The 18868-nt window shown below is 55.3% G+C and carries 16 protein-coding genes and 1 tRNA gene; 5 read left to right on the top strand and 12 right to left on the bottom strand.

Features of this window, described 5'->3' with window-relative positions; translation table 11 throughout:
• Positions 1 to 11: 11 nt before the first annotated feature.
• The 8 genes from MJO52_RS05530 to MJO52_RS05495 form a co-directional block, all read right to left on the bottom strand.
• Positions 12 to 2456, bottom strand: a complete 2445-nt coding sequence (locus tag MJO52_RS05530) for a heavy metal translocating P-type ATPase (RefSeq protein ID WP_252084950.1) — start codon at positions 2454 to 2456, stop codon at positions 12 to 14.
• Positions 2453 to 2977 (bottom strand): FixH family protein, encoded by a 525-nt coding sequence (locus MJO52_RS05525; RefSeq protein WP_252084949.1) that lies wholly within the window; start codon positions 2975 to 2977, stop codon positions 2453 to 2455. The genes MJO52_RS05530 and MJO52_RS05525 overlap by 4 nt, the downstream gene beginning before the upstream one ends.
• Positions 2978 to 3061: 84 nt before the next feature.
• Positions 3062 to 4480 carry a cytochrome c oxidase accessory protein CcoG gene (gene ccoG, locus MJO52_RS05520; RefSeq protein ID WP_252084948.1) on the bottom strand — a complete coding sequence of 473 codons (1419 nt, stop codon included), beginning with the start codon at positions 4478 to 4480 and terminating at the stop codon, positions 3062 to 3064.
• 139 nt (positions 4481 to 4619) lie between these two features.
• Complete coding sequence (ccoP, locus tag MJO52_RS05515) at positions 4620 to 5528, bottom strand: cytochrome-c oxidase, cbb3-type subunit III (protein WP_252084947.1); 909 nt, start codon at positions 5526 to 5528, stop codon at positions 4620 to 4622.
• On the bottom strand, positions 5528 to 5764 hold the full coding sequence (locus MJO52_RS05510) for a cbb3-type cytochrome oxidase subunit 3 (RefSeq protein ID WP_252084946.1): 237 nt from the start codon (positions 5762 to 5764) through the stop codon (positions 5528 to 5530). Before MJO52_RS05510 ends, ccoP begins: the two co-directional genes overlap by 1 nt.
• An 18-nt stretch (positions 5765 to 5782) precedes the next feature.
• Positions 5783 to 6400 carry a cytochrome-c oxidase, cbb3-type subunit II gene (gene ccoO, locus MJO52_RS05505; protein ID WP_252084945.1) on the bottom strand — a complete coding sequence of 206 codons (618 nt, stop codon included), beginning with the start codon at positions 6398 to 6400 and terminating at the stop codon, positions 5783 to 5785.
• Positions 6401 to 6411: 11 nt separating this feature from the next.
• On the bottom strand, positions 6412 to 7866 hold the full coding sequence (gene ccoN, locus MJO52_RS05500; RefSeq protein ID WP_252085974.1) for a cytochrome-c oxidase, cbb3-type subunit I: 1455 nt from the start codon (positions 7864 to 7866) through the stop codon (positions 6412 to 6414).
• Between the two features lie 187 nt (positions 7867 to 8053).
• Positions 8054 to 9274: an argininosuccinate synthase gene (locus MJO52_RS05495; protein ID WP_252084944.1), complete on the bottom strand. Its 1221-nt coding sequence runs from the start codon at positions 9272 to 9274 to the stop codon at positions 8054 to 8056.
• 321 nt (positions 9275 to 9595) lie between these two features.
• Between MJO52_RS05495 and pyrC the strand changes: the two genes are divergently transcribed.
• From pyrC to MJO52_RS05480, 3 genes are all read left to right on the top strand, one after another.
• On the top strand, positions 9596 to 10627 hold the full coding sequence (gene pyrC / locus MJO52_RS05490) for a dihydroorotase (protein WP_252084943.1): 1032 nt from the start codon (positions 9596 to 9598) through the stop codon (positions 10625 to 10627).
• Positions 10628 to 10717: 90 nt separating this feature from the next.
• The gene (gene rnt, locus MJO52_RS05485; protein ID WP_252084942.1) at positions 10718 to 11392 is read left to right on the top strand and encodes a ribonuclease T; all 675 of its coding nucleotides are present in this window, start codon (positions 10718 to 10720) and stop codon (positions 11390 to 11392) included.
• 174 nt (positions 11393 to 11566) lie between these two features.
• Positions 11567 to 11761 carry a hypothetical protein gene (locus tag MJO52_RS05480; protein ID WP_252084941.1) on the top strand — a complete coding sequence of 65 codons (195 nt, stop codon included), beginning with the start codon at positions 11567 to 11569 and terminating at the stop codon, positions 11759 to 11761.
• A 135-nt stretch (positions 11762 to 11896) separates the two neighbouring features.
• Here MJO52_RS05480 and secF read toward each other — a convergent pair whose 3' ends face one another.
• The 4 genes from secF to queA all read right to left on the bottom strand — a co-directional run bounded on the left by secF (position 11897) and on the right by queA (position 17190).
• Positions 11897 to 12898 carry a protein translocase subunit SecF gene (secF, locus tag MJO52_RS05475; protein WP_252084940.1) on the bottom strand — a complete coding sequence of 334 codons (1002 nt, stop codon included), beginning with the start codon at positions 12896 to 12898 and terminating at the stop codon, positions 11897 to 11899.
• An 11-nt stretch (positions 12899 to 12909) separates the two neighbouring features.
• Positions 12910 to 14778 (bottom strand): protein translocase subunit SecD, encoded by a 1869-nt coding sequence (secD, locus tag MJO52_RS05470; protein WP_252084939.1) that lies wholly within the window; start codon positions 14776 to 14778, stop codon positions 12910 to 12912.
• Between the two features lie 205 nt (positions 14779 to 14983).
• Entirely contained in the window at positions 14984 to 16102 is a 1119-nt protein-coding gene (tgt, locus tag MJO52_RS05465; protein WP_435583640.1) for a tRNA guanosine(34) transglycosylase Tgt, read from the bottom strand.
• A gap of 14 nt (positions 16103 to 16116) precedes the next feature.
• Positions 16117 to 17190, bottom strand: a complete 1074-nt coding sequence (queA, locus tag MJO52_RS05460; protein WP_252084937.1) for a tRNA preQ1(34) S-adenosylmethionine ribosyltransferase-isomerase QueA — start codon at positions 17188 to 17190, stop codon at positions 16117 to 16119.
• A 178-nt stretch (positions 17191 to 17368) separates the two neighbouring features.
• On the opposite strand from queA, the gene MJO52_RS05455 reads away from it, so the two are divergent.
• Positions 17369 to 17455 (top strand) — tRNA-Leu (locus MJO52_RS05455).
• Positions 17456 to 17618: 163 nt separating this feature from the next.
• Entirely contained in the window at positions 17619 to 18857 is a 1239-nt protein-coding gene (locus tag MJO52_RS05450) for a tyrosine-type recombinase/integrase (protein ID WP_252084936.1), read from the top strand.
• Positions 18858 to 18868 lie beyond the last annotated feature (11 nt).

The raw sequence follows: 18868 nt of genomic DNA, 5'->3' as shown, positions 1-18868 counted from the left end.
ACTCCTCTGTATTAATCCGCCAATCTGGGGCGAATATTGGGCTCTACACGGGTGGTGTCCTCTGTAGAAGGTGCGGCTCGAGACAAGCGCAGTGCATTGATGACCACTACCAGAGAGCTCAGAGACATACCAATAGCGGCGGCCCATGGAGGCACCAGGCCGCACACCGCCAGGGGTAGTGCTATGACGTTATACCCCAGGGCCCAGGCCAGATTTTGACGTACCACCCGGCGACACTTACGCGCCAGAGCGACAGACTGCGCCAACACCCGCAGGTCACCGTTGAGCAGAATTGCATCCGCGCGGGATTGGGCCAGGTCAGCGGCAGACATCATCGCCACCGACGCGTCAGCACCTGACAATACCGGCACATCATTGAGGCCATCACCCACCATCAGGACTTTCTCCCCCGCGTCCTGCCGCTGCTTCATATGGGAGAGCTTGTCTTCGGGCGATGCACCAGCGCGGAAACATTCAATGCCCGCCTGGGCAGCCAACCGTTTTACTTCAGCGGATTGGTCGCCGCTCAACAATTCAACTGACAGGCCCATTTGGCCCAGCTGCTCAACCGCCTGTGCAGCGGAGTCCCGCAATTTATCGCCAAGCGCGATCCAGGCGATGGCGCCAACCTCATCGGCCAGCAACAGCCACTGCCCCTCTCCCTGTGGAGCTGTAATAGATTGCATGATGACAAAATCGGCACGGCCCAGGCGGTAGCGGTTGCCCTCTATCTGCCCCTCCAGGCCGCGGCCTGTATGTACCTTGAGCTGGCTTGCAGTCAGGTTGCCACGCCAGGCACGAAATGCCCGTGCCAGTGGATGGTGAGTTTGGGACTCGAGTGCTGCAGCCACATCTTTGACTTTCTGTTCGGTCCAGCCATCACGCAGTAAATCAATATGCAGGATGCGTGGTTCGCCACGGGTCAAGGTACCGGTTTTATCGAACACCACACGACTGATGCGGGGCAAGGTCTCTAAAAGACTGCCGCCAGCAACCAACAAGCCCAGCTCCTGCAGACGCAGAGTTGCTGAGGCCAATGCCGCGGGAGTCGCCAAAGACAAAGCACAGGGACAGGTCACCACCAACACGGACAAGGCCACCCAAAATGCCCTACTCGGGTCCAGTTGCCACCAAACCGCGAAAGCACTCAGGGCTGCAACCAGTACGACTCCGACAAAAATGCCGGCAACCCGATCCGCCAGGGCTACCTGAGCTGGCTTCTCCAGCTGGGCGCGCTCCACAAGACGCTCAATTGCCGACAAGCGCGTGGATTTTCCGGCGGCAGTGACACGCACGGTAAGACTGGAATCGCCGTTGACGCTGCCTGCATACACAGGACTGCCCACGGTCTTTTGCTGTAGCGCGGATTCACCACTGAGTAGCGATTCATCTACGCCACTCTCACCTTCGAGTACCTCACCATCAGCGGGAATCGTATCGCCGGGGCGCAGTAAAATCCGGTCGCCAGCCGCCAGGGCTGCTACGGGGACGTGGGCAACCTCAGTGCCGTCATATCTTGCCGCGGTCATGGGCAACAGCTGCGCGAGCCCACCGCTGGCTAGCCCCGCTCGGTGGCGCGCGCGCATCTCAACAGTGCGCCCCAACAGCAAAAAGAAGGTAAACATGGAGATGGATTCAAAATATACCTCGCCGGTACCGAATACGGTGGCATAGAAACTGGCCCCATAGGCCAGGCCAATAGCGAGGGAAACCGGCACATCCATACTTAAATGGCGCGTGCGCAGACTGCGCAGGGCCGCGCTAAAGAAAGGCCGCGCGGCATAGAACACTACAGGAGTGGCTACCAGCAGAGAGACCCAGCGGAAGTAGCGTTCGAACTCACCCACATCACCGCTGCCGGCACCAAAATAGAGGGCGATGGCGAACATCATCACCTGCATGGTACCGAGACCAGCGACCCCGAGGCGGCGCAGGGCAGCGCGATGCTCACTCTGAATTACACTTTCGCGGTTGGCGGCAGTCGCCGGCGCAGGGCGATAGCCGATCTGCTCCAGGGCCTCAAACAGGGCGCTGGGTTGAATCTGCTCTGGATCGAAAACAATTTGCGCACGCTGGGTACTGGCGTTGACCGAGACTTTCTCGATACCGGCTAATTGCCCCAGATGTTTTTCTATCAACCAGACACAGGCGGCACAAGTAATACCACCGATCAGCAGCGCCGCCATTTGGCGTCCACCGTCCCAGTCGTGCACAAACAGCTGCTGCACTTCGGGAAGATCATAAGCACTCCAGCGATCCTGTGGCTGGTTCTGCTCCGGGCGATCACTTTGTTTTTCCCGATAACGGTAAAAGCCGTCCAATCCCCCGGAGACAATTGCACTCGCCACAGCCTCACACCCCGGGCAGCACATGCTGCGCGGGACACCTTCGATCACAACTGAGTGATTACTGCCAGCGGGAACCGGTAGCCCACAGTGATAACAGGGTGACTTCATTGACTGCCGGGATTCATGGGCGCCGCGTTGCCCAGGTCGAAGTTGATCTCGCCTTTCAAGCGCCACTCGGCTTGCTGGTGTGCACTTGGGTCAAGTTCAGGCATCAGACGCAGGTACCAGCGGCTTTTTAAGGCGCCCGGTACTTCACCGGAATAGCGCCCCACAGAGAGCTGTGACAACTCAATATGCTGGTCCAGATCCTCTTCCATCGGGTGGCTCAGAGTGAGCAGCAGTTTTTCCGGGTAGTCGGTATTGCCATTCAATTCGACAGTAACGCCACCTTCAGTGCGCTGGAACTGCACCAAGGCCGCCAGCCCCAGAGCTTTGGCACGTTGGTCTTGCTCCGCGGAAAAATGGTACATGCGGCTGTCTTTGTAGTAGGTATCGCTGACCTGATCATCAGCAAAACGCACGGCAATGGAGACCGTAATAGAGGAGACTACAACCACCGTAATCAACGGTGCCAAGACCATCCAGGCCCAGAATTCCCGATACCAGGGTTTCGACGTTGGTTCATTCATCGCGTTACCAAAATTACCGTTTTGTGCAGAAAAGCAGAGCCCGCCTGAGCGGGCCCGTACTTTGCAACGGGAACGGCTTCCCGTCTACTGCTTGGGACCAATAAATACCGCTCGATGCTTATTGACCAGCTCCGGGTCATCGACAGCCTGCACCACGATATCAATATCGTGCTTGGTGTCCTTCAGCTGGGTCTCGGGCACACTCACCCGAATCGGTACCGGGTAGATCTCCCCGGCCTTCAGGTAAATATTGCGCGGTTTGCGCACCGAATAGTCATAATTCGGATTGCCCTCAACACGGATCGTGAACTCATGAGCTGCCTGATCCATATTGCTGATCTTCACGGTATACACATTCTGCACCAACCCTTGTGAAACCCGATACATACGGGCACCGCGGTCACGAGTGACTTCTGCCTCGATAGGACTGCGAGTTGCCACCTGATGCGAAAACAATCCTATCATGGCCAGCAAAACGACTGCGTAGCCAAACAGTCGCGGACGTAAAAAGTTCGTCTTGCCAGTCTGTAGCTCGTCTTCAGAGGTGAAGCGAATTAAGCCCTGCTCATAGCCCATCTTATCCATGACGCTGTTACAAGCATCGACACAGAGACCGCAGTTGATACACTCAAACTGCAAGCCATCGCGAATGTCGATATCCACCGGGCAAACCTGCACACACCAATAGCAATCGATACAGTCACCCATACCTTCGGCTTTGTAGTCCACGTTCTTTTTGCGCGGCCCGCGAGTCTCACCACGCTTGGCATCGTAGTAAACCGCAAGGGTATCCTCGTCGTACATCACCGACTGGAAGCGGGCGTAGGGGCACATGTATTTACATACCTGCTCCCGCAAGAAGCCCGCGTTCATGTAAGTGGCAAAGGTAAAGAAAGCCACCCAGAAGACACCTTGCGGATGAGCTTGGAAGGTAGCGAGGTCTACAACCAACTCACGGATACCATAGAAGTAGCCAACGAAAGCCAAGGCTGTAGCCAGAGAAATCAACAGCCATAAAGCGTGCGTGCCGCCCTTGCGCAGAACCTTTTCCGCGTTCCATGGGGCCTTATCCAACTTCATGCGCTTGTTGCGATCACCCTCGCAGATACGCTCTGCCCACATAAACATCATGGTCCATACAGTCTGAGGGCAAGTGAAGCCACACCAGACCCGCCCCATCCAGGTGGTAACAGCAAACAGGGCGAAGGCGGCGATAATCAGCAGCCAAGCTAGTAGGAAGCCGTCCTGGGGGCCAAAGGTTGTCCAGAAAATATGAAATTGTCGGGTGGGAAGATCAAAAAAGGCTGACTGGCGCCCGTCGATATTGATCCAGGGAAGAAAGAAGAAAGCCAGCAACAACGGCAGGCCAGTATATTTGCGGATACGGGTGAAAACACCCTTGATATGTCGGATGTAAATTTTATCGTCCGACTCATACAGCATGCGATAGCGAACCTCGCCATCACCTTCCTGTTCCTCACGGGTTGGAATTAAATCACTCACACAAACCTCACTCTCGCACGGACACATCTTGTACGCGGGCCAGGTAGCCACTTATTTTGAGGCTTTTTTCTCCGTCCCTGCAGCGCCCGGAGTCCCTTGAAAAAACAAGGCCCAGCAAATGCCGGGCCTCAATAGTAAATTACTGCTGTTCTTCGTCCTGCTGGGACAGGCTGTAGACATAAGCCGCTACCAGGCGGATTTTGTCTTCACGCAGTTTATCTCTCTGCGCGGGCATCATATTGGAGCGCCCACTGCGAATGGTGTGCTGGATTTGCTCCCGGCTGCTGCCGTAGAGCCACAGATCGTCGGTCAGGTTGGGTGCGCCCAGGGCTTGATTACCCTTGGCGTCCATTCCGTGACAAGCCATACATACAGTGTTAAACACCTTCTGGCCTTCAGCAGCCATCGCCTTATCGTGGTTTAGGCCATTGAGGGAGAGCACATACTCGGTGGCATTACGCACACCCTCTTCACCAATAATCGGACCTTGTGGAGGCATCATACCCTGACGCCCATTGTATAGGGTCTCAAGGATTTTCTCCGGGGTACCACCATACAGCCAGGCGTTATCGGTCAGGTTGGGGAAGCCAAAGTTACCGCCGGCATCGGCACCGTGACACACCGCACAGTTGTTAGCGAAGATTCGAGAACCCATTTTTAGGGCTTCCGGGCTCTGCGCAATCTGCTCAATAGGCATATCGAGGTATTTGCCAAACTGCTCGTCGAACTTTTCCTGGGCCTTAGCCTGGGAAGCTTCCAACGCGCCGACAGATGACCAACCACCAAGACCTTTGAAGTTACCCAGGCCTGGGTAGATCACCAGGTAAACTGCTGAGAACACCAGTGTGGCGATAAACAGCAAAAACCACCACTTGGGCAGAGGATTGTCGTACTCCTCAATACCGTCGTAGACGTGGCCGGTTGTTTTGTTTTCCGGTTCAGCCTGGTCGTCCACCGCTACTTTTCGGTTGGCGAACAACACCCAGGTAATCAACGCCAGATTGGCGAGGGTGAGTACAATTACCCACACACTCCAGAATGTACTCATTACTTATCCTGCCCCTGTTTTCGTTCAGTCCCGGGCTTTTGCCCGGATTTGGATTCGTCCTTCTGAGCAGCCGACGAATCATCCTTATCGGCTTGCTGCTCATCATCGGCAAATGGCAAATTGGCATCTTCTTCGAAGCGCTTCTTGCGCTTCGGAGAGAAAGCCCACCAGCAAATAGCCAGAAAGGCCAGTGATCCCAGAACCAGTCCGATTTCCCGCAAAGTTTCGATAGTCACGAGTTTCCTTCCTCGCTATTAGCGTTTTTGGGTAACCAGGGTACCCAGCTGTTGCAAGTAAGCGACCAGCGCATCAATTTCTTTCACCTTGCCACCTTTGAAAGGCTCGGCGGCATTGGCGATATCCTCATCGGTGTAGGGCACACCGACCAGGCGCAGCGCTTCCATCTTACGCGCGGTGTAATTACCAGTAACCACATTGTCGAACAACCAGGGGTAGGCCGGCATGATGGATTCAGGCACTACACTACGCGGGTTGTACAGGTGAGCACGCTGCCATTCATCGGAATAGCGGCCGCCCACACGGGCCAGGTCAGGACCAGTACGCTTGGAGCCCCACAGGAAGGGATGCTCGTACACGGATTCCTGAGCCATGGAATAGTGGCCGTAACGCTCCACCTCGGCGCGCAGTGGGCGCACCATCTGGGTGTGGCATACGTGACAGCCTTCGCGAATATAGATATCGCGGCCTTCCAGCTCTATTGCGGTCAGCGGCTTCTGACCCGGCAGCGGAGTGTAGTTCGCCTTGGTAAAGAACTGCGGGACAATCTCTACCAGAGCACCAAAGCTGATGGCGATAATGGTGAAAAAGATCATCCAGCCGATATTTTTTTCTACGATGTCATGATTCTTCACGATCTAAACTCCTATGCCGCAGGCACTGCACGAACGGTGTTATCGGCTTCGGCATCGTTTACTTTCTCAGTAATCGTGCGGTAGACGTTGTAAGCCATCAGCAGCATACCGACCAGGAACATGGCACCGCCCAACCAGCGCACCACATAGCCTGGGTGGCTCGCAACAACACTTTCCACGAAGCTGTAAGTCAGGGTGCCGTCGGCGTTGAAGGCGCGCCACATCAGACCTTGGGTAATACCGTTTACCCACATCGCAGCGATGTACAGAACCGTACCTACAGTGGCCAGCCAGAAGTGCGCGTTGATCAGCTTGGTGCTGTACATTTCGCGACGCTTCCACAGAACCGGAACCAGGTGGTACAGAGCACCGATGGAGATCATCGCAACCCAGCCCAATGCGCCGGAGTGTACGTGACCGATAGTCCAGTCGGTGTTGTGAGACAGAGCGTTCACAGTCTTGATAGACATCATCGGGCCTTCGAAGGTGGACATACCGTAGAAGGACAGGGATACCACCAGGAAGCGCAAGGTAGGGTCGGTGCGCAGCTTATGCCAAGCGCCAGACAGGGTCATGATGCCGTTGATCATACCGCCCCAGGAAGGCGCCAACAGGATCAGGGACATTACCATCGCCAGGCTCTGCGCCCAGTCGGGCAGCGCTGAGTAGTGCAGGTGGTGGCCACCAGCCCATACATACAGGGAGATCAGTGCCCAGAAGTGCACGATAGACAGCTGGTAGGAGTAAACCGGACGACCAGCTTGCTTAGGTACGAAGTAGTACATGATGCCGAGGAAGGCCGCAGTCAGGAAGAAGCCTACCGCGTTGTGGCCATACCACCACTGGATCATCGCATCCTTGGTACCGGAGTAGATGGAGTAAGACTTGAACGGAGCAACCGGAATTTCCAAATTATTAATAATATGGAGTACGGCAATGGTGATGATATAAGCACCGAAGAACCAGTTGGCAACGTAGATGTGGGAAGTCTTTCGCTTCATGATGGTGCCGAAGAACACCAGCGCATAGGCCACCCAAACTACGGCGATCAGGATATCGATCGGCCATTCCAGCTCAGCGTATTCCTTGGTGGAGGTGAAGCCCATCGGCAAGGTAATAGCCGCTGCCACGATAACGACCTGCCATCCCCAGAAGGTGAAGGGAATCAGCCAGCCGCCCCAAAGGCGAACCTGACAGGTGCGCTGCACCACATAGTAGGAGGTGGCAAACAGAACACTACCACCGAATGCGAAGATAACCGCATTGGTGTGCAGTGGCCTCAATCGCCCGAAGTGCGAGAAGGGCTGCCAGAAATCGTTCAGCTCGGGCCAGGCCAGCTGAGCCGCGATCAATACGCCCATGCCCATACCAAAGATGCCCCAGACCACGGACATGATGGTGAACTGGCGCACGATATTGTAGTCATAGTCCGGCACAGGGCCGGTCTTTGCCACCGTTGTCGTCATGTTTTTACTTCCGTTGCTTTTAAAATTCGGTTCCACTGAGCGGGCCTGGCCCACCACTGGGTCTGCAGCAGTCATGTATGAACCCGCTTATAACGTCGAAGGCATACACATAACTGTCACTGTTGGCCAGAAAAGGATTTAAGCGCATCCATTTCCAGCCTTGACTGATCTAAATCAACTAAGCCGACTAAATCAATTTTCTTCCTTTACCGGCGGCGATGCGCAGGCGCAGGGCATTGAGCTTGATAAAGCCCTCTGCATCTTTTTGGTTGTAGGCCCCGGCATCATCCTCGAAGGTTGCGATACGCTCATCGAAGAGGCTATCTACTGAGCGGCGGCCTACTGCACTGACACTACCCTTGTAGAGTTTCAGGCGTACTTCACCATTCACCACTTCCTGGGATTCATCGATAGCGGCCTGCAACATGCGGCGCTCAGGCGACCACCAGTAACCGTTGTACACAAGATCCGCGTAGCGCGGCATCAAGGAATCTTTCATATGCGCCACTTCGCGATCCAGCGTAATGGACTCGATAGCGCGGTGCGCCTTCATCAAAATTGTTCCACCGGGAGTTTCGTAACAACCGCGGGATTTCATACCCACATAGCGGTTTTCCACAATATCCAGGCGGCCAATGCCGTTAGCTCCACCCAACTTGTTCAGTTTTTCCAGCAGGGTGGCCGGGCTCAAACGCTCACCATCGATTGAGACTGGATCACCTTTCTCAAAGCCGATGGTGATGTACGTCGGCTCTTCGGGTGCGGCCTCCGGGCTCACACTCCAGCGCCACATGTCTTCCTCGGCTTCCGCCCAGGGATCTTCGAGGATGCCGCCCTCGTAGGAAATATGCAGCAGGTTGGCATCCATCGAGTAAGGGGATTTTTTCTTCGTAGAAGAGAAATCCACTGGAATTTTGTGCTGCTCGCAGTATTGCATCAGCTTTTCGCGGGAATTTAAGTCCCATTCGCGCCAGGGCGCGATTACCTGAATACCCGGCTTCAGTGCGTAGGCACCCAACTCAAAGCGCACCTGGTCGTTGCCTTTGCCGGTGGCACCATGGGAAATAGCATCGGCACCGGTCTCGTTGGCAATTTCAATCAAGCGCTTGGCGATCAGCGGGCGCGCGATAGAGGTGCCCAGCAGGTACTCGCCCTCGTAAATCGCATTGGCACGGAACATTGGGAAAACAAAGTCCCGCACATATTCCTCGCGCAGATCGTCGATATAAATCTCTTTCACACCGAGCGCCTCGGCCTTGGCCCGCGCCGGTTCAACTTCCTCACCCTGGCCAATATCCGCCGTGAACGTCACTACTTCACAGCCGTAAGTATCCTGCAGCCATCGCACAATCACTGAAGTATCCAGTCCGCCGGAATATGCCAGTACTACCTTCTCGATTTTGCTCATTGCTGTCCTCTGCTGCTGGATTTTTGCCGCCACGATCAAAGTGCGGCGATTGGAATCACCTATCTGTGAAGTTTGTTTCGTTCTGGGGGAGGTTATTCTTGGAGGTATGCCCAGGCTCGGTATTTATGGGCACAATTAATACCCACACACTTTATCGGGGCGCGATTGTAGCGCCTCTGCTCGCAATCGACTAGCGCCAAGGTGAGAGTCTATACAATTGATTAACTTTTAACCGGTTCGCGCATCGCATTTTGACCCTGCATCGGGTAGCATGCGCGCCGCACAGAGACACTTCTACAGCAATTGATATCCTGGAGTACCATGACGGAGCAAATCACTCTTCGCGCCCCCGACGACTGGCATATTCACCTGCGTGACGGCACTGCCCTGGAACGCACCGTTGGCGATGCCGCCCGACAATTTCACCGCGCAATTGTGATGCCAAACCTGGTACCGCCCGTCACCACCGGTGAAGGCGCAGCCGCATATCGCGAGCGCATTCTCGCGCATATCCCAGCCGGCCGAACTTTTGAACCGCTGATGGTGATTTACCTCACCGACAAGACCGATGCCGAAGTGATTCGCCAGGCCCACGCCAGCGGCGTAATCGCAGCAAAACTCTACCCGGCTGGTGCCACCACCAACTCCGATTCCGGCGTAACTGACATCGCCAATATTTACCCGGCTTTGGAAGAAATGCAGTCCTGCGGCATGAAGCTGTTGGTACACGGTGAGGTCACCACCAGCGATATCGATATTTTCGACCGCGAGCAGGTATTTATCGAGAAGACCCTAGCGCGCCTGGTAGAAGATTTCCCCACTCTGAAAGTGGTTTTTGAGCACATCACTACCGCCAATGCCGCTGAGTTTGTGCAAAATGCCCGCGAAGGCGTCGCCGCGACAATTACCGCGCACCACCTGCTGTACAACCGCAACCATATGCTGGTTGGCGGTATTCGCCCGCACTTCTACTGCCTGCCAATTCTCAAACGCGGCGATCATCAGTCGGCACTGATTGAAGCCGCCACCAGTGGCAGCCCGAAATTTTTCCTCGGCACCGACTCGGCCCCCCACGCGCACCACAAGAAGGAGCACGAGTGCGGCTGTGCCGGTTGCTACACCGCTTACTCCGCTATCGAGCTGTACGCCGAAGCCTTTGAACGTGCCGGCAAGCTGGATAAGCTCGAGGGCTTCGCCAGCAATTTCGGGCCGGATTTCTACGGCCTGCCGCGCAATCAGGACACCATCACTCTGGTGAAGCAGCCCTGGGCACTTCCCGAAGCGCTGGATATGGGCGGCGAAAAGCTGATCCCCCTGGCCGCCGGAGAAACCCTGAACTGGAAGCTCGTATAATTCCAGTTCAAACCCTCGCGGGCCCAAGCCCGCGAATCCCCTACCCCGCCGGATTTATCCCGGCACAACTGAGATTTACAAGGACCCAAAGTGACCCCGGCCGAAGAACCCACAGGACCAAAGAGCTCCCTTGCCCAGCGATTTCGCGGCTTCCTGCCGGTTGTGATCGATCTGGAAACCGGCGGCTTTAATGCGCGCACCGATGCCCTGCTGGAAATTTCGGCGGTAATCCTGGATATGGATGAAGAGGGGAAACTTTTCCCACTGGAAACCCACAGCTTTCACCTGGAACCATTCGATGGCGCCAATGTAGAGCAATCGGCGCTCGACTTTATCGGCATCGATCTGGAGTCCCCCGAGCGCGAGGCCTGGCCCGAGGAAATCGCCCTGCCGGAAATGTTCCGCAAGATCCGCAGTGCCGTGAAGAAACACAGCTGCACCCGCGCCATTATGGTTGCCCACAACGCCCACTTCGACCTGGGCTTTGTGAATGCCGCGGTTGAACGGACCGGGATCAAGCGCAATCCCTTCCACCCCTTCTCCTGCTTTGATACCGCCACCCTCGCCGGGCTCGCCTACGGCCAAACCGTGTTGGCGAAAGCCTGCCAGGTAGCCGGTATTGAGTTCGACAATAGCTGCGCCCACTCCGCCGAATACGACGCGGAAAAAACCGCAACCCTGTTCTGCGGTATCGTCAATAAATGGCGGGAACTGGGTGGCTGGCCAGTGGCCAATACCGAACTCCTGGAGCAGGAGACCGAATAATCCTCGTTCGGGCCAGTGCAACTGGCCCTCTCCCACAAACCGCCCTTTAGCGACAAGGCAACCTACGTATATGGCGGCAAACTGTGCACTATGAGTGCCACTTAGGCAGTTGGATGCTTTTTTATCCAATTTGCTGTATGATGACTGGCCAACCCAAAACACCGGACAGTCACCGTGGCCAAAAAAGCATCCTCCTCTTCCAGTCGTAAGCAGACCGCCCCCTTAGAGACCAGCGAGAGTATTGAGGCGCAAGTGCAAGCCTTTTTGGAGAAGGGTGGCGAGATCGAGCAGGTCCCCAAGGGTGTCAGCGGCCAGACCAACACTTCCGGTCCCAAACATATCACTCTGGGCAAAAAACCTCGCAGCTAACTGTTTACCACTCGCTACGCAAATCACCCCACAGTGAAAACCCCGATTGCAGTGCTTACTTATCAGTGACTGAACAATCGGGGCAAAAAAAAGGCCGCTAAACAGCGGCCTTTTTTATTTGGAAGCTCTTCCCGATTAGGGCATTTCTTCCAGCTCTGCACCTTCCTTCACCGGCGGCATCAGATCCTCTTTGCTGATCTTCAATGCCATCAGCACGTTCGCAGCGACGTAAACAGACGAGTAAGTACCCACAACCACACCGACGATCAACGCCAGGGAGAAGTTGTGAATCAGCTCACCACCAAAGAACTGCAGTGCCCAAAGAACTAACAAGGTGGTGAAAGAGGTCATAAAGGTACGGCCCAGGGTCTGACTGATGGAGATGTTAATAATCTCCTCCGACTCTGCCTTGCGCACTTTACGGAAATTCTCGCGGATACGGTCGGATACCACGATAGTATCGTTCAACGAGTAACCGATCACCGCCAGCACCGCCGCCAACACGGTCAGATCGAAGTCCAGCCCCATCAGAGCAAAGAAGCCCAGCACAATAATGACGTCGTGCCCCAGTGCCGCTACCGCGCCAACCGAGAACTTGTACTGGAAGCGTAAAGCGACGTACATCATCACCAGTGCCAGCGCCACCAACATACCCAGGCCGCCGTCGTCGCGCAGCTCGGCACCCACTTGCGGGCCGACCAGTTCGACTCGGCGCAGGGTAACGGTGCCCTCACTGCCGGCACGAAGAACTTCTACCACCTTGTCACCAATAGGCGTGGTGGTCTCCTGATCGGTGGCGCTAATACGAGTTTCTTCTTCGGCTACCTCTGGGGGCAACTTGATCATCAGCTCGTTATCGGAGCCGTAGTTAACAACCGTGGCGCCTTCGAAGCCAGCATCTTCCAACTGAGTGCGCACGTCGTTAATAAACGGAGTAACTTCGTAGCCCACTTCTACCTGGGTACCGCCGGTAAAATCCAGACCGAACTTCAGGCCCTTGGCCGCCAGTATCCCGATCGAAGCCAGCACCAGTACAACGGATAGTACGGTGGCAAACTTGCGCCAGCGCATAAAGTCATACACGCGTTTGCCCATGTACTCGGTAATCTTTCCGCTTTCCACTTTGGTCTCACTCATGGCCAGCCTCCTTAAATCCAGAGTTTCTGTACACGGCGACCGCCGTAGAACAAGTTGATGATTGCGCGCGTGCCCATGATGGCACTAAACATAGAGGTGAGAATACCGATAGACAGGGTCACCGCGAAGCCCTGTACAGGGCCGGAGCCGATAGCGTAGAGGATTACCGCCACAATCAGGGTGGTGATATTTGCATCCACAATGGTGCTGTAGGCGTTATCGAAACCGGCACTAATTGCCGTTTGGGGAGGCATCCCATTCCTGAGCTCCTCCCGTATTCGCGAGAAGATCAGCACGTTGGCATCCACCGCCATACCCACGGTCAATACGATACCGGCGATACCGGGTAGCGTCAGGGTGGCGCCGAGAATCGACATCACCGCCACCAGCAGAATCATATTGACCGCCAGGGCAATATTGGCGGCGAGGCCAAATACCCGGTAGGAGATCAGCATACAAATAATGACTGCGAGCAGACCGATCTGTACCGATTGCACACCCACCTTGATGTTATCCGCACCCAAGGACGGGCCGATCACACGCTCTTCCACAAAGTACATGGGAGCGGCCAGCGCACCAGCGCGCAGCAGCAGGGCCAGTTCCTGGGCTTCTGCCGGGCTGTCCAGTCCGGTTACACGGAACTGTTTACCCAGGGCGCTCTGCACGGTGGCCAGGCTAATAATCTTTTTATCTTCGGTTCTAACCTGCTCGACAATCTCATTGCCCTCGGCATCCGTTTTGGTCTGCGGGGTAAAACGGGTCTCGATAAACAGGGTGCCCATTCGGCGGCCGACATTCTTCCAGGTGGCACGGTGCATCAGCTCACCACCACGGGAATCCAGGGTGATATTCACCTGGGGAAGACCGCTCTCATCGTAGCCGACACGCGCATTGGTTACGCTGTCACCCTTGATGATGATCTTGCGCTCCAGCCAGGCGCCGCCGTACATCTGCTGTTGGCGCTCGCTGCGGTACTCGAAGTACTCCTTGTTGGTGACCAGCTCATCGGGGCGGGCCTCCATACGGTATTCCAGGTTGGCGGTCTTACCGATAATCCGCTTGGCTTCGGCGGTGTCTTGAACACCGGGCAGCTCCACCACAATACGGTTGCGCCCCTGGCGCTGTACGATCGGCTCGGCCACACCCAGCTCATTCACCCGGTTGCGCAGGGTGGTGAGGTTCTGGGAAACCGCATAATCCTCAAGTTGCTTGATCTCTTGCTCAGACAAGGTGGCCCGGATTTCCAGGTTCTCGCCACTGCCGGTCTCGCGCAGTTGCAACTGCGGGAATTCCTTACGCATGGTGGAAAGGGCCAGACTGCGCAGCTCCTCGTTGCGGAAACGCGCCACAATCTCGCGATCGTCGATCAGGTTTACGCTACGGTAACGGGCCTTGGCCGCGCGCAGTTTGGTTTTCACATCCTGCACATAGCCTTCCATATTGGTTTTTACGATGGTGTTGGTATCCACCTCCATCAGGAAGTGCACACCACCGGCCAGGTCGAGACCCAGCTTCATCGGGCTGGCGCCGATATCACTGAGCCACTGGGGGGTAGTCGATGCCAGGTTTAGAGCAACCACGTAATCGCTGTGCCCCAGAGCCTCCTGAATCGCGCGCTTGGCAGGTAGCTGCTGGTCGATGGATTCGAGGCGAATCAAAATCGCCTTGTCACCCACCTCACCACCGAAGTGGGGAATACCCGACTCATCCAGGGCTTTGCGCGCCTTGGTGAGGACGTTCTCGTCCATCTCCATGGCACTGGACTGCCCGGAAATCTGCACCGCAGGGTCCGGCTTGTAGAGGTTGGGCGCGGCGTAGATCAGGCCGAAGGCCACAACCGCGAGAATCAGAAAGTACTTCCAGATCGGGTAGCGATTCATGCTGTTCTCATTGTTCTAGTGTGACCCCGAGGGCCGGTAAATCTTGGCAATCTGCCTGGATATGTGGGCGCAGTACACAAATTGCAAGGTGCACAGCCGCCGACAAAAGTGGGAGCGATTATACGGGGATCGAATGAACGGACAAATGACAGGGGCACAATCGTGCGATCGACTGTGCCCCAGATAGGATAAAAGTGCGACAGGGTTAGGCCTGCAGCGGCGGCACCTCGCGGCCCAGGCCGCGGTAGAACTCGGCGACATACGCCTCCAGCGCATTGGCGGCAATGGCATCGCGCAGCTTTTGCATCAGGCGCTGATAGTGGCGCAAATTGTGAATCGTATTCAGCTGCGCACCGAGAATCTCACCGCAGCGATCCAGGTGATGCAGGTATGCGCGGGAGAAATTTTCACAGGTGTAGCAATCGCACTCTTCTTCCAAGGGGCCCGTATCGTGGCGGTGCTTGGCATTGCGGATTTTCACTACACCTTCAAAGGTAAACAGATGGCCGTTGCGCGCATTGCGCGTGGGCATGACGCAGTCGAACATATCCACACCACGGCGAACCGCCTCGACAATATCCTCCGGCTTGCCCACGCCCATCAGGTAGCGCGGCTTATCTTCCGGCATCTTGTGCGCCAGGTGATCCAATACCTTGATCATCTCGTCTTTCGGCTCACCCACAGACAAGCCGCCAATGGCATAGCCATCGAAACCAATCTCAGTCAGGCCGCGCAGGGACACATCGCGCAACTCCGGGTACATACCGCCCTGCACAATACCGAACAGCGCCGACGGGCTATCGCCGTGAGCCTTCTTGGAGCGCTCCGCCCAACGCAGGGACAACTCCATAGATTTACGCGCTTCATCGGTAGTGGCCGGATAAGGGGTGCACTCATCGAAGATCATAACGATATCGGAACCCAGGTCCCGCTGAACGCGCATGGATTCTTCCGGGTCCAGGAATACCGGGCTGCCATCGATCGGCGAACGGAAGGAAACCCCCTCCTCCGTAATCTTGCGCAGTTCGCCCAGGCTAAATACCTGGAAACCGCCGGAGTCGGTAAGGATCGGGCCGGACCACTGGGTAAAATCGTGCAGATCGCCGTGGGCTTTAACCACTTCGGTACCCGGGCGCAGCATCAGGTGGAAGGTGTTGCCCAGAATAATCTGTGCACCGATCCCTTCGATATCCCTCGGCAACATGCCTTTCACGGTGCCATAAGTGCCCACCGGCATAAACGCCGGGGTTTCCACCACACCGCGAGGGAAACGCAAGCGACCGCGACGGGCCTTGCCATCAGTGGTATCCACTTCAAACTGCATAAAACATTCGCGGCTCACTGGGTATCTCCTTTCGCTGGTGCGACTTCTTCTTTTTTGGCATTGGGGTCGCGGGTAATAAACATGGCATCGCCGTAACTAAAGAAGCGGTAGCGCTCCTCAACTGCTGCCTTATAGGCGGCCATCGTATGCTGGTACCCCGCGAAGGCGCTCACCAGCATCAATAAGGTGGATTCTGGCAAATGGAAGTTGGTGACCAACTTATCCACAACCTGGAATTCATAACCGGGATAAATAAAGATATCTGTCTCTCCCACGGTGGCCTGTAACTGGCCACTGCGCGCCGCACTTTCCAGCGCGCGCACGCTGGTGGTACCCACCGCAATCACGCTGCCATTGCGCGCGCGGCAAGCGGTTACCGCATCCACCACTTCCTGGGAGACATCCAGCACTTCGCTGTGCATCTGGTGCTCGTAAATATTGTCCACGCGCACCGGCTGGAAAGTACCCGCACCCACATGCAGGGTAACGAAGACAACCTCGACACCTTTATCCCGCAGCGCACCGATCATTTCATCATCAAAGTGCAGCCCCGCAGTAGGCGCGGCCACTGCACCGGCATTGCGGCCGTATACGGTTTGGTAGCGCTCCCGATCGCTGGCATCGTCTTCACGATCAATATAAGGAGGCAGCGGCATATGGCCGAGGCGATCCAGAATCGCCAGCACACCCTCTTCTTTGGGGAAGGACAATTCAAATAGCGCATCCTTGCGGCCGGTCACCTCTATACGGGTACCGTCTTCAAGGACGATGGTGGAACCGGGCTTGGGCGACTTACTGGAGCGCACATGGGCCCAGATATCCGTCTCATTGAGCACCCGCTCCACCAAGATTTCCAACTTACCGCCGGTCTCCTTTTGCGCGAACAAACGCGCCGGGATCACCCGGGTATCGTTAAAGACTATCAGGTCACCAGCTTGGGCCTGGTCGAGAATATCTGGGAACTGCCGATGTGCAATGGCCCCGCTGGGCCCATCCAGACACAAAAGACGGCTGCCACGGCGCTCTTCAGTAGGCGCGCGGGCGATCAGCTCATCGGGCAGATGAAAGTCAAAGTCCTGACGCTGCATGGAATCCTGGAAATCTAGAAACTATGGAGAGGTCGCGAAGGTTATAGGAAATTTTAGGAGCTGTTAACTGGGACGACAGAAAATGCGCTAAGTTATTGAAATCACTGGTTGACCCAGACCAAAGCATTGCTATAATCACGCCCTCTTCGCACCGACCCCAAGGTCGAGCAGCGAAAGTGCCAGAGTGGTGAAATTGGTAGACACAGGGGATTCAAAATCCCCCGCCCTTAAAAGCGTGCCGGTTCGAGTCCGGCCTCTGGTACCAAATCAAGATCCGAGAAAGTTCGGAATCGTTCAGAAAGCCCCGTAAATCGGGGCTTTCTGCTATCTGGAACGTACACAGCCTTCCGCTCTAGTTCATTGTCATCCGGTGCTATCTGGTGCTACATTTGGTGCTACCTGGTTCAATTTAGAAACTGGTAGCACCAATGGCCCTTACAGATACCCAAATCAAACAGGCCAAACCAAGCGACAAGGATCAGTGGCTTACAGATGGGCAGGGATTACGCCTGCTAATCAAAACCACCGGTTCCAAGTATTGGCGGCTTAAGTACAGGTTCCAAGGACGGCAGAAAACGCTAGCCCTGGGAGTTTACCCTTCCGTTAGTCTCAAGCAGGCACGAAATAAAGTAATTGAGGCAAGGCAATTACTAGAGAACGGCCAAGACCCTTCAATACAAAGAAAAATTGAAAAACATCAGGTTCGAGAAAACATAGACCGTAGCTTTGCTACTGTGGCTGAAGACTGGTGGAAACATCAAAAAGGAACCTGGACTGAAAATCATGCCCACCGCGTATGGTCTAGGTTACGTGATAACGCCTTCCCCCGAATTGGGCAAAGACCTATTGCCGACATTCATCCACAAGATGTAATTGCCATTGTTCGCGATATTGAAGAGCGGGATGCAATGGATGTTGCTCAGCGGGTTTTGCAAGATATTCGTCGGGTTTGTCGTTATGCAGTGCAAATTGGCAAACTCACTCACAATCCCGCCAGCGAATTAACTGGCATTCTACGTGGCCGTAAAAGTAATCACAGGGCCTCCCTTCCCCGCGAAGAATTGCCCAGTTTTTTAAAAGAACTGGACTTTTATCAGGGGCGCGGGCGAGTACTAACCAAGCTAGCTATACAACTGTTAATCCTTACCTTTGTTCGACCTGGCGAATTGCGTTGTGCGCGCTGGGAAGAATTCGACTTCGAGTCTGCTCTATGGCGTATCCCTGGCGAGCGTATGAAGATGGGAACGGATCATATAGTACCGCTATCTACCCAAGCCTGTGCTGTTTTGGAGGAATTAAAGCCCATCAGTGGCCAATATCCTCTGCTTTTCCCCTCTGAACGCGAAAGGGCTCGGCCCATGTCCGATAACACTATGCGTAAGGCAATTTTTAAAATGGGCTGGGATGGCTCCCAAGAGGGAAAAAGTAAAGCAAATCCCCATGGTTTCCGAGCTACAGCTTCCTCAATCCTGAATGAGACCGGCTTTAACCCTGATGCCATTGAAAGGCAGCTTTCACATATGGAAAGGAATGGGGTACGGGCTGCATATACCCACCATGCTCGCTATATGGATGAGCGAAAAGAGATGATGCAATGGTGGGCAAATTATCTTGATGAGATGCGGGGAAGTGGGAAGGTTGTCCCAATCTTTGCAAAGCAGAGCTAACAACAGTGAGA

Source organism: Microbulbifer variabilis (assembly GCF_023716485.1).
Lineage (GTDB): Bacteria > Pseudomonadota > Gammaproteobacteria > Pseudomonadales > Cellvibrionaceae > Microbulbifer > Microbulbifer variabilis_B.
This window is presented reverse-complemented; position numbering and strand designations above follow the sequence as displayed.

What these genes read in the sequence shown, in the direction of transcription:
- MJO52_RS05530 (WP_252084950.1), bottom strand. Translation starts at nt 2,456, where the DNA reads ATGAAGTCACCCTGTTATCACTGTGGGCTACCGGTTCCCGCTGGCAGT.
- MJO52_RS05525 (WP_252084949.1), bottom strand. Translation starts at nt 2,977, where the DNA reads ATGAATGAACCAACGTCGAAACCCTGGTATCGGGAATTCTGGGCCTGG.
- ccoP (WP_252084947.1), bottom strand. Translation starts at nt 5,528, where the DNA reads ATGAGTACATTCTGGAGTGTGTGGGTAATTGTACTCACCCTCGCCAAT.
- ccoN (WP_252085974.1), bottom strand. Translation starts at nt 7,866, where the DNA reads ATGACGACAACGGTGGCAAAGACCGGCCCTGTGCCGGACTATGACTAC.
- MJO52_RS05495 (WP_252084944.1), bottom strand. Translation starts at nt 9,274, where the DNA reads ATGAGCAAAATCGAGAAGGTAGTACTGGCATATTCCGGCGGACTGGAT.
- pyrC (WP_252084943.1), top strand. Translation starts at nt 9,596, where the DNA reads ATGACGGAGCAAATCACTCTTCGCGCCCCCGACGACTGGCATATTCAC.
- secF (WP_252084940.1), bottom strand. Translation starts at nt 12,898, where the DNA reads ATGAGTGAGACCAAAGTGGAAAGCGGAAAGATTACCGAGTACATGGGC.
- secD (WP_252084939.1), bottom strand. Translation starts at nt 14,778, where the DNA reads ATGAATCGCTACCCGATCTGGAAGTACTTTCTGATTCTCGCGGTTGTG.
- tgt (WP_435583640.1), bottom strand. Translation starts at nt 16,102, where the DNA reads ATGCAGTTTGAAGTGGATACCACTGATGGCAAGGCCCGTCGCGGTCGC.
- queA (WP_252084937.1), bottom strand. Translation starts at nt 17,190, where the DNA reads ATGCAGCGTCAGGACTTTGACTTTCATCTGCCCGATGAGCTGATCGCC.
- MJO52_RS05450 (WP_252084936.1), top strand. Translation starts at nt 17,619, where the DNA reads ATGGCCCTTACAGATACCCAAATCAAACAGGCCAAACCAAGCGACAAG.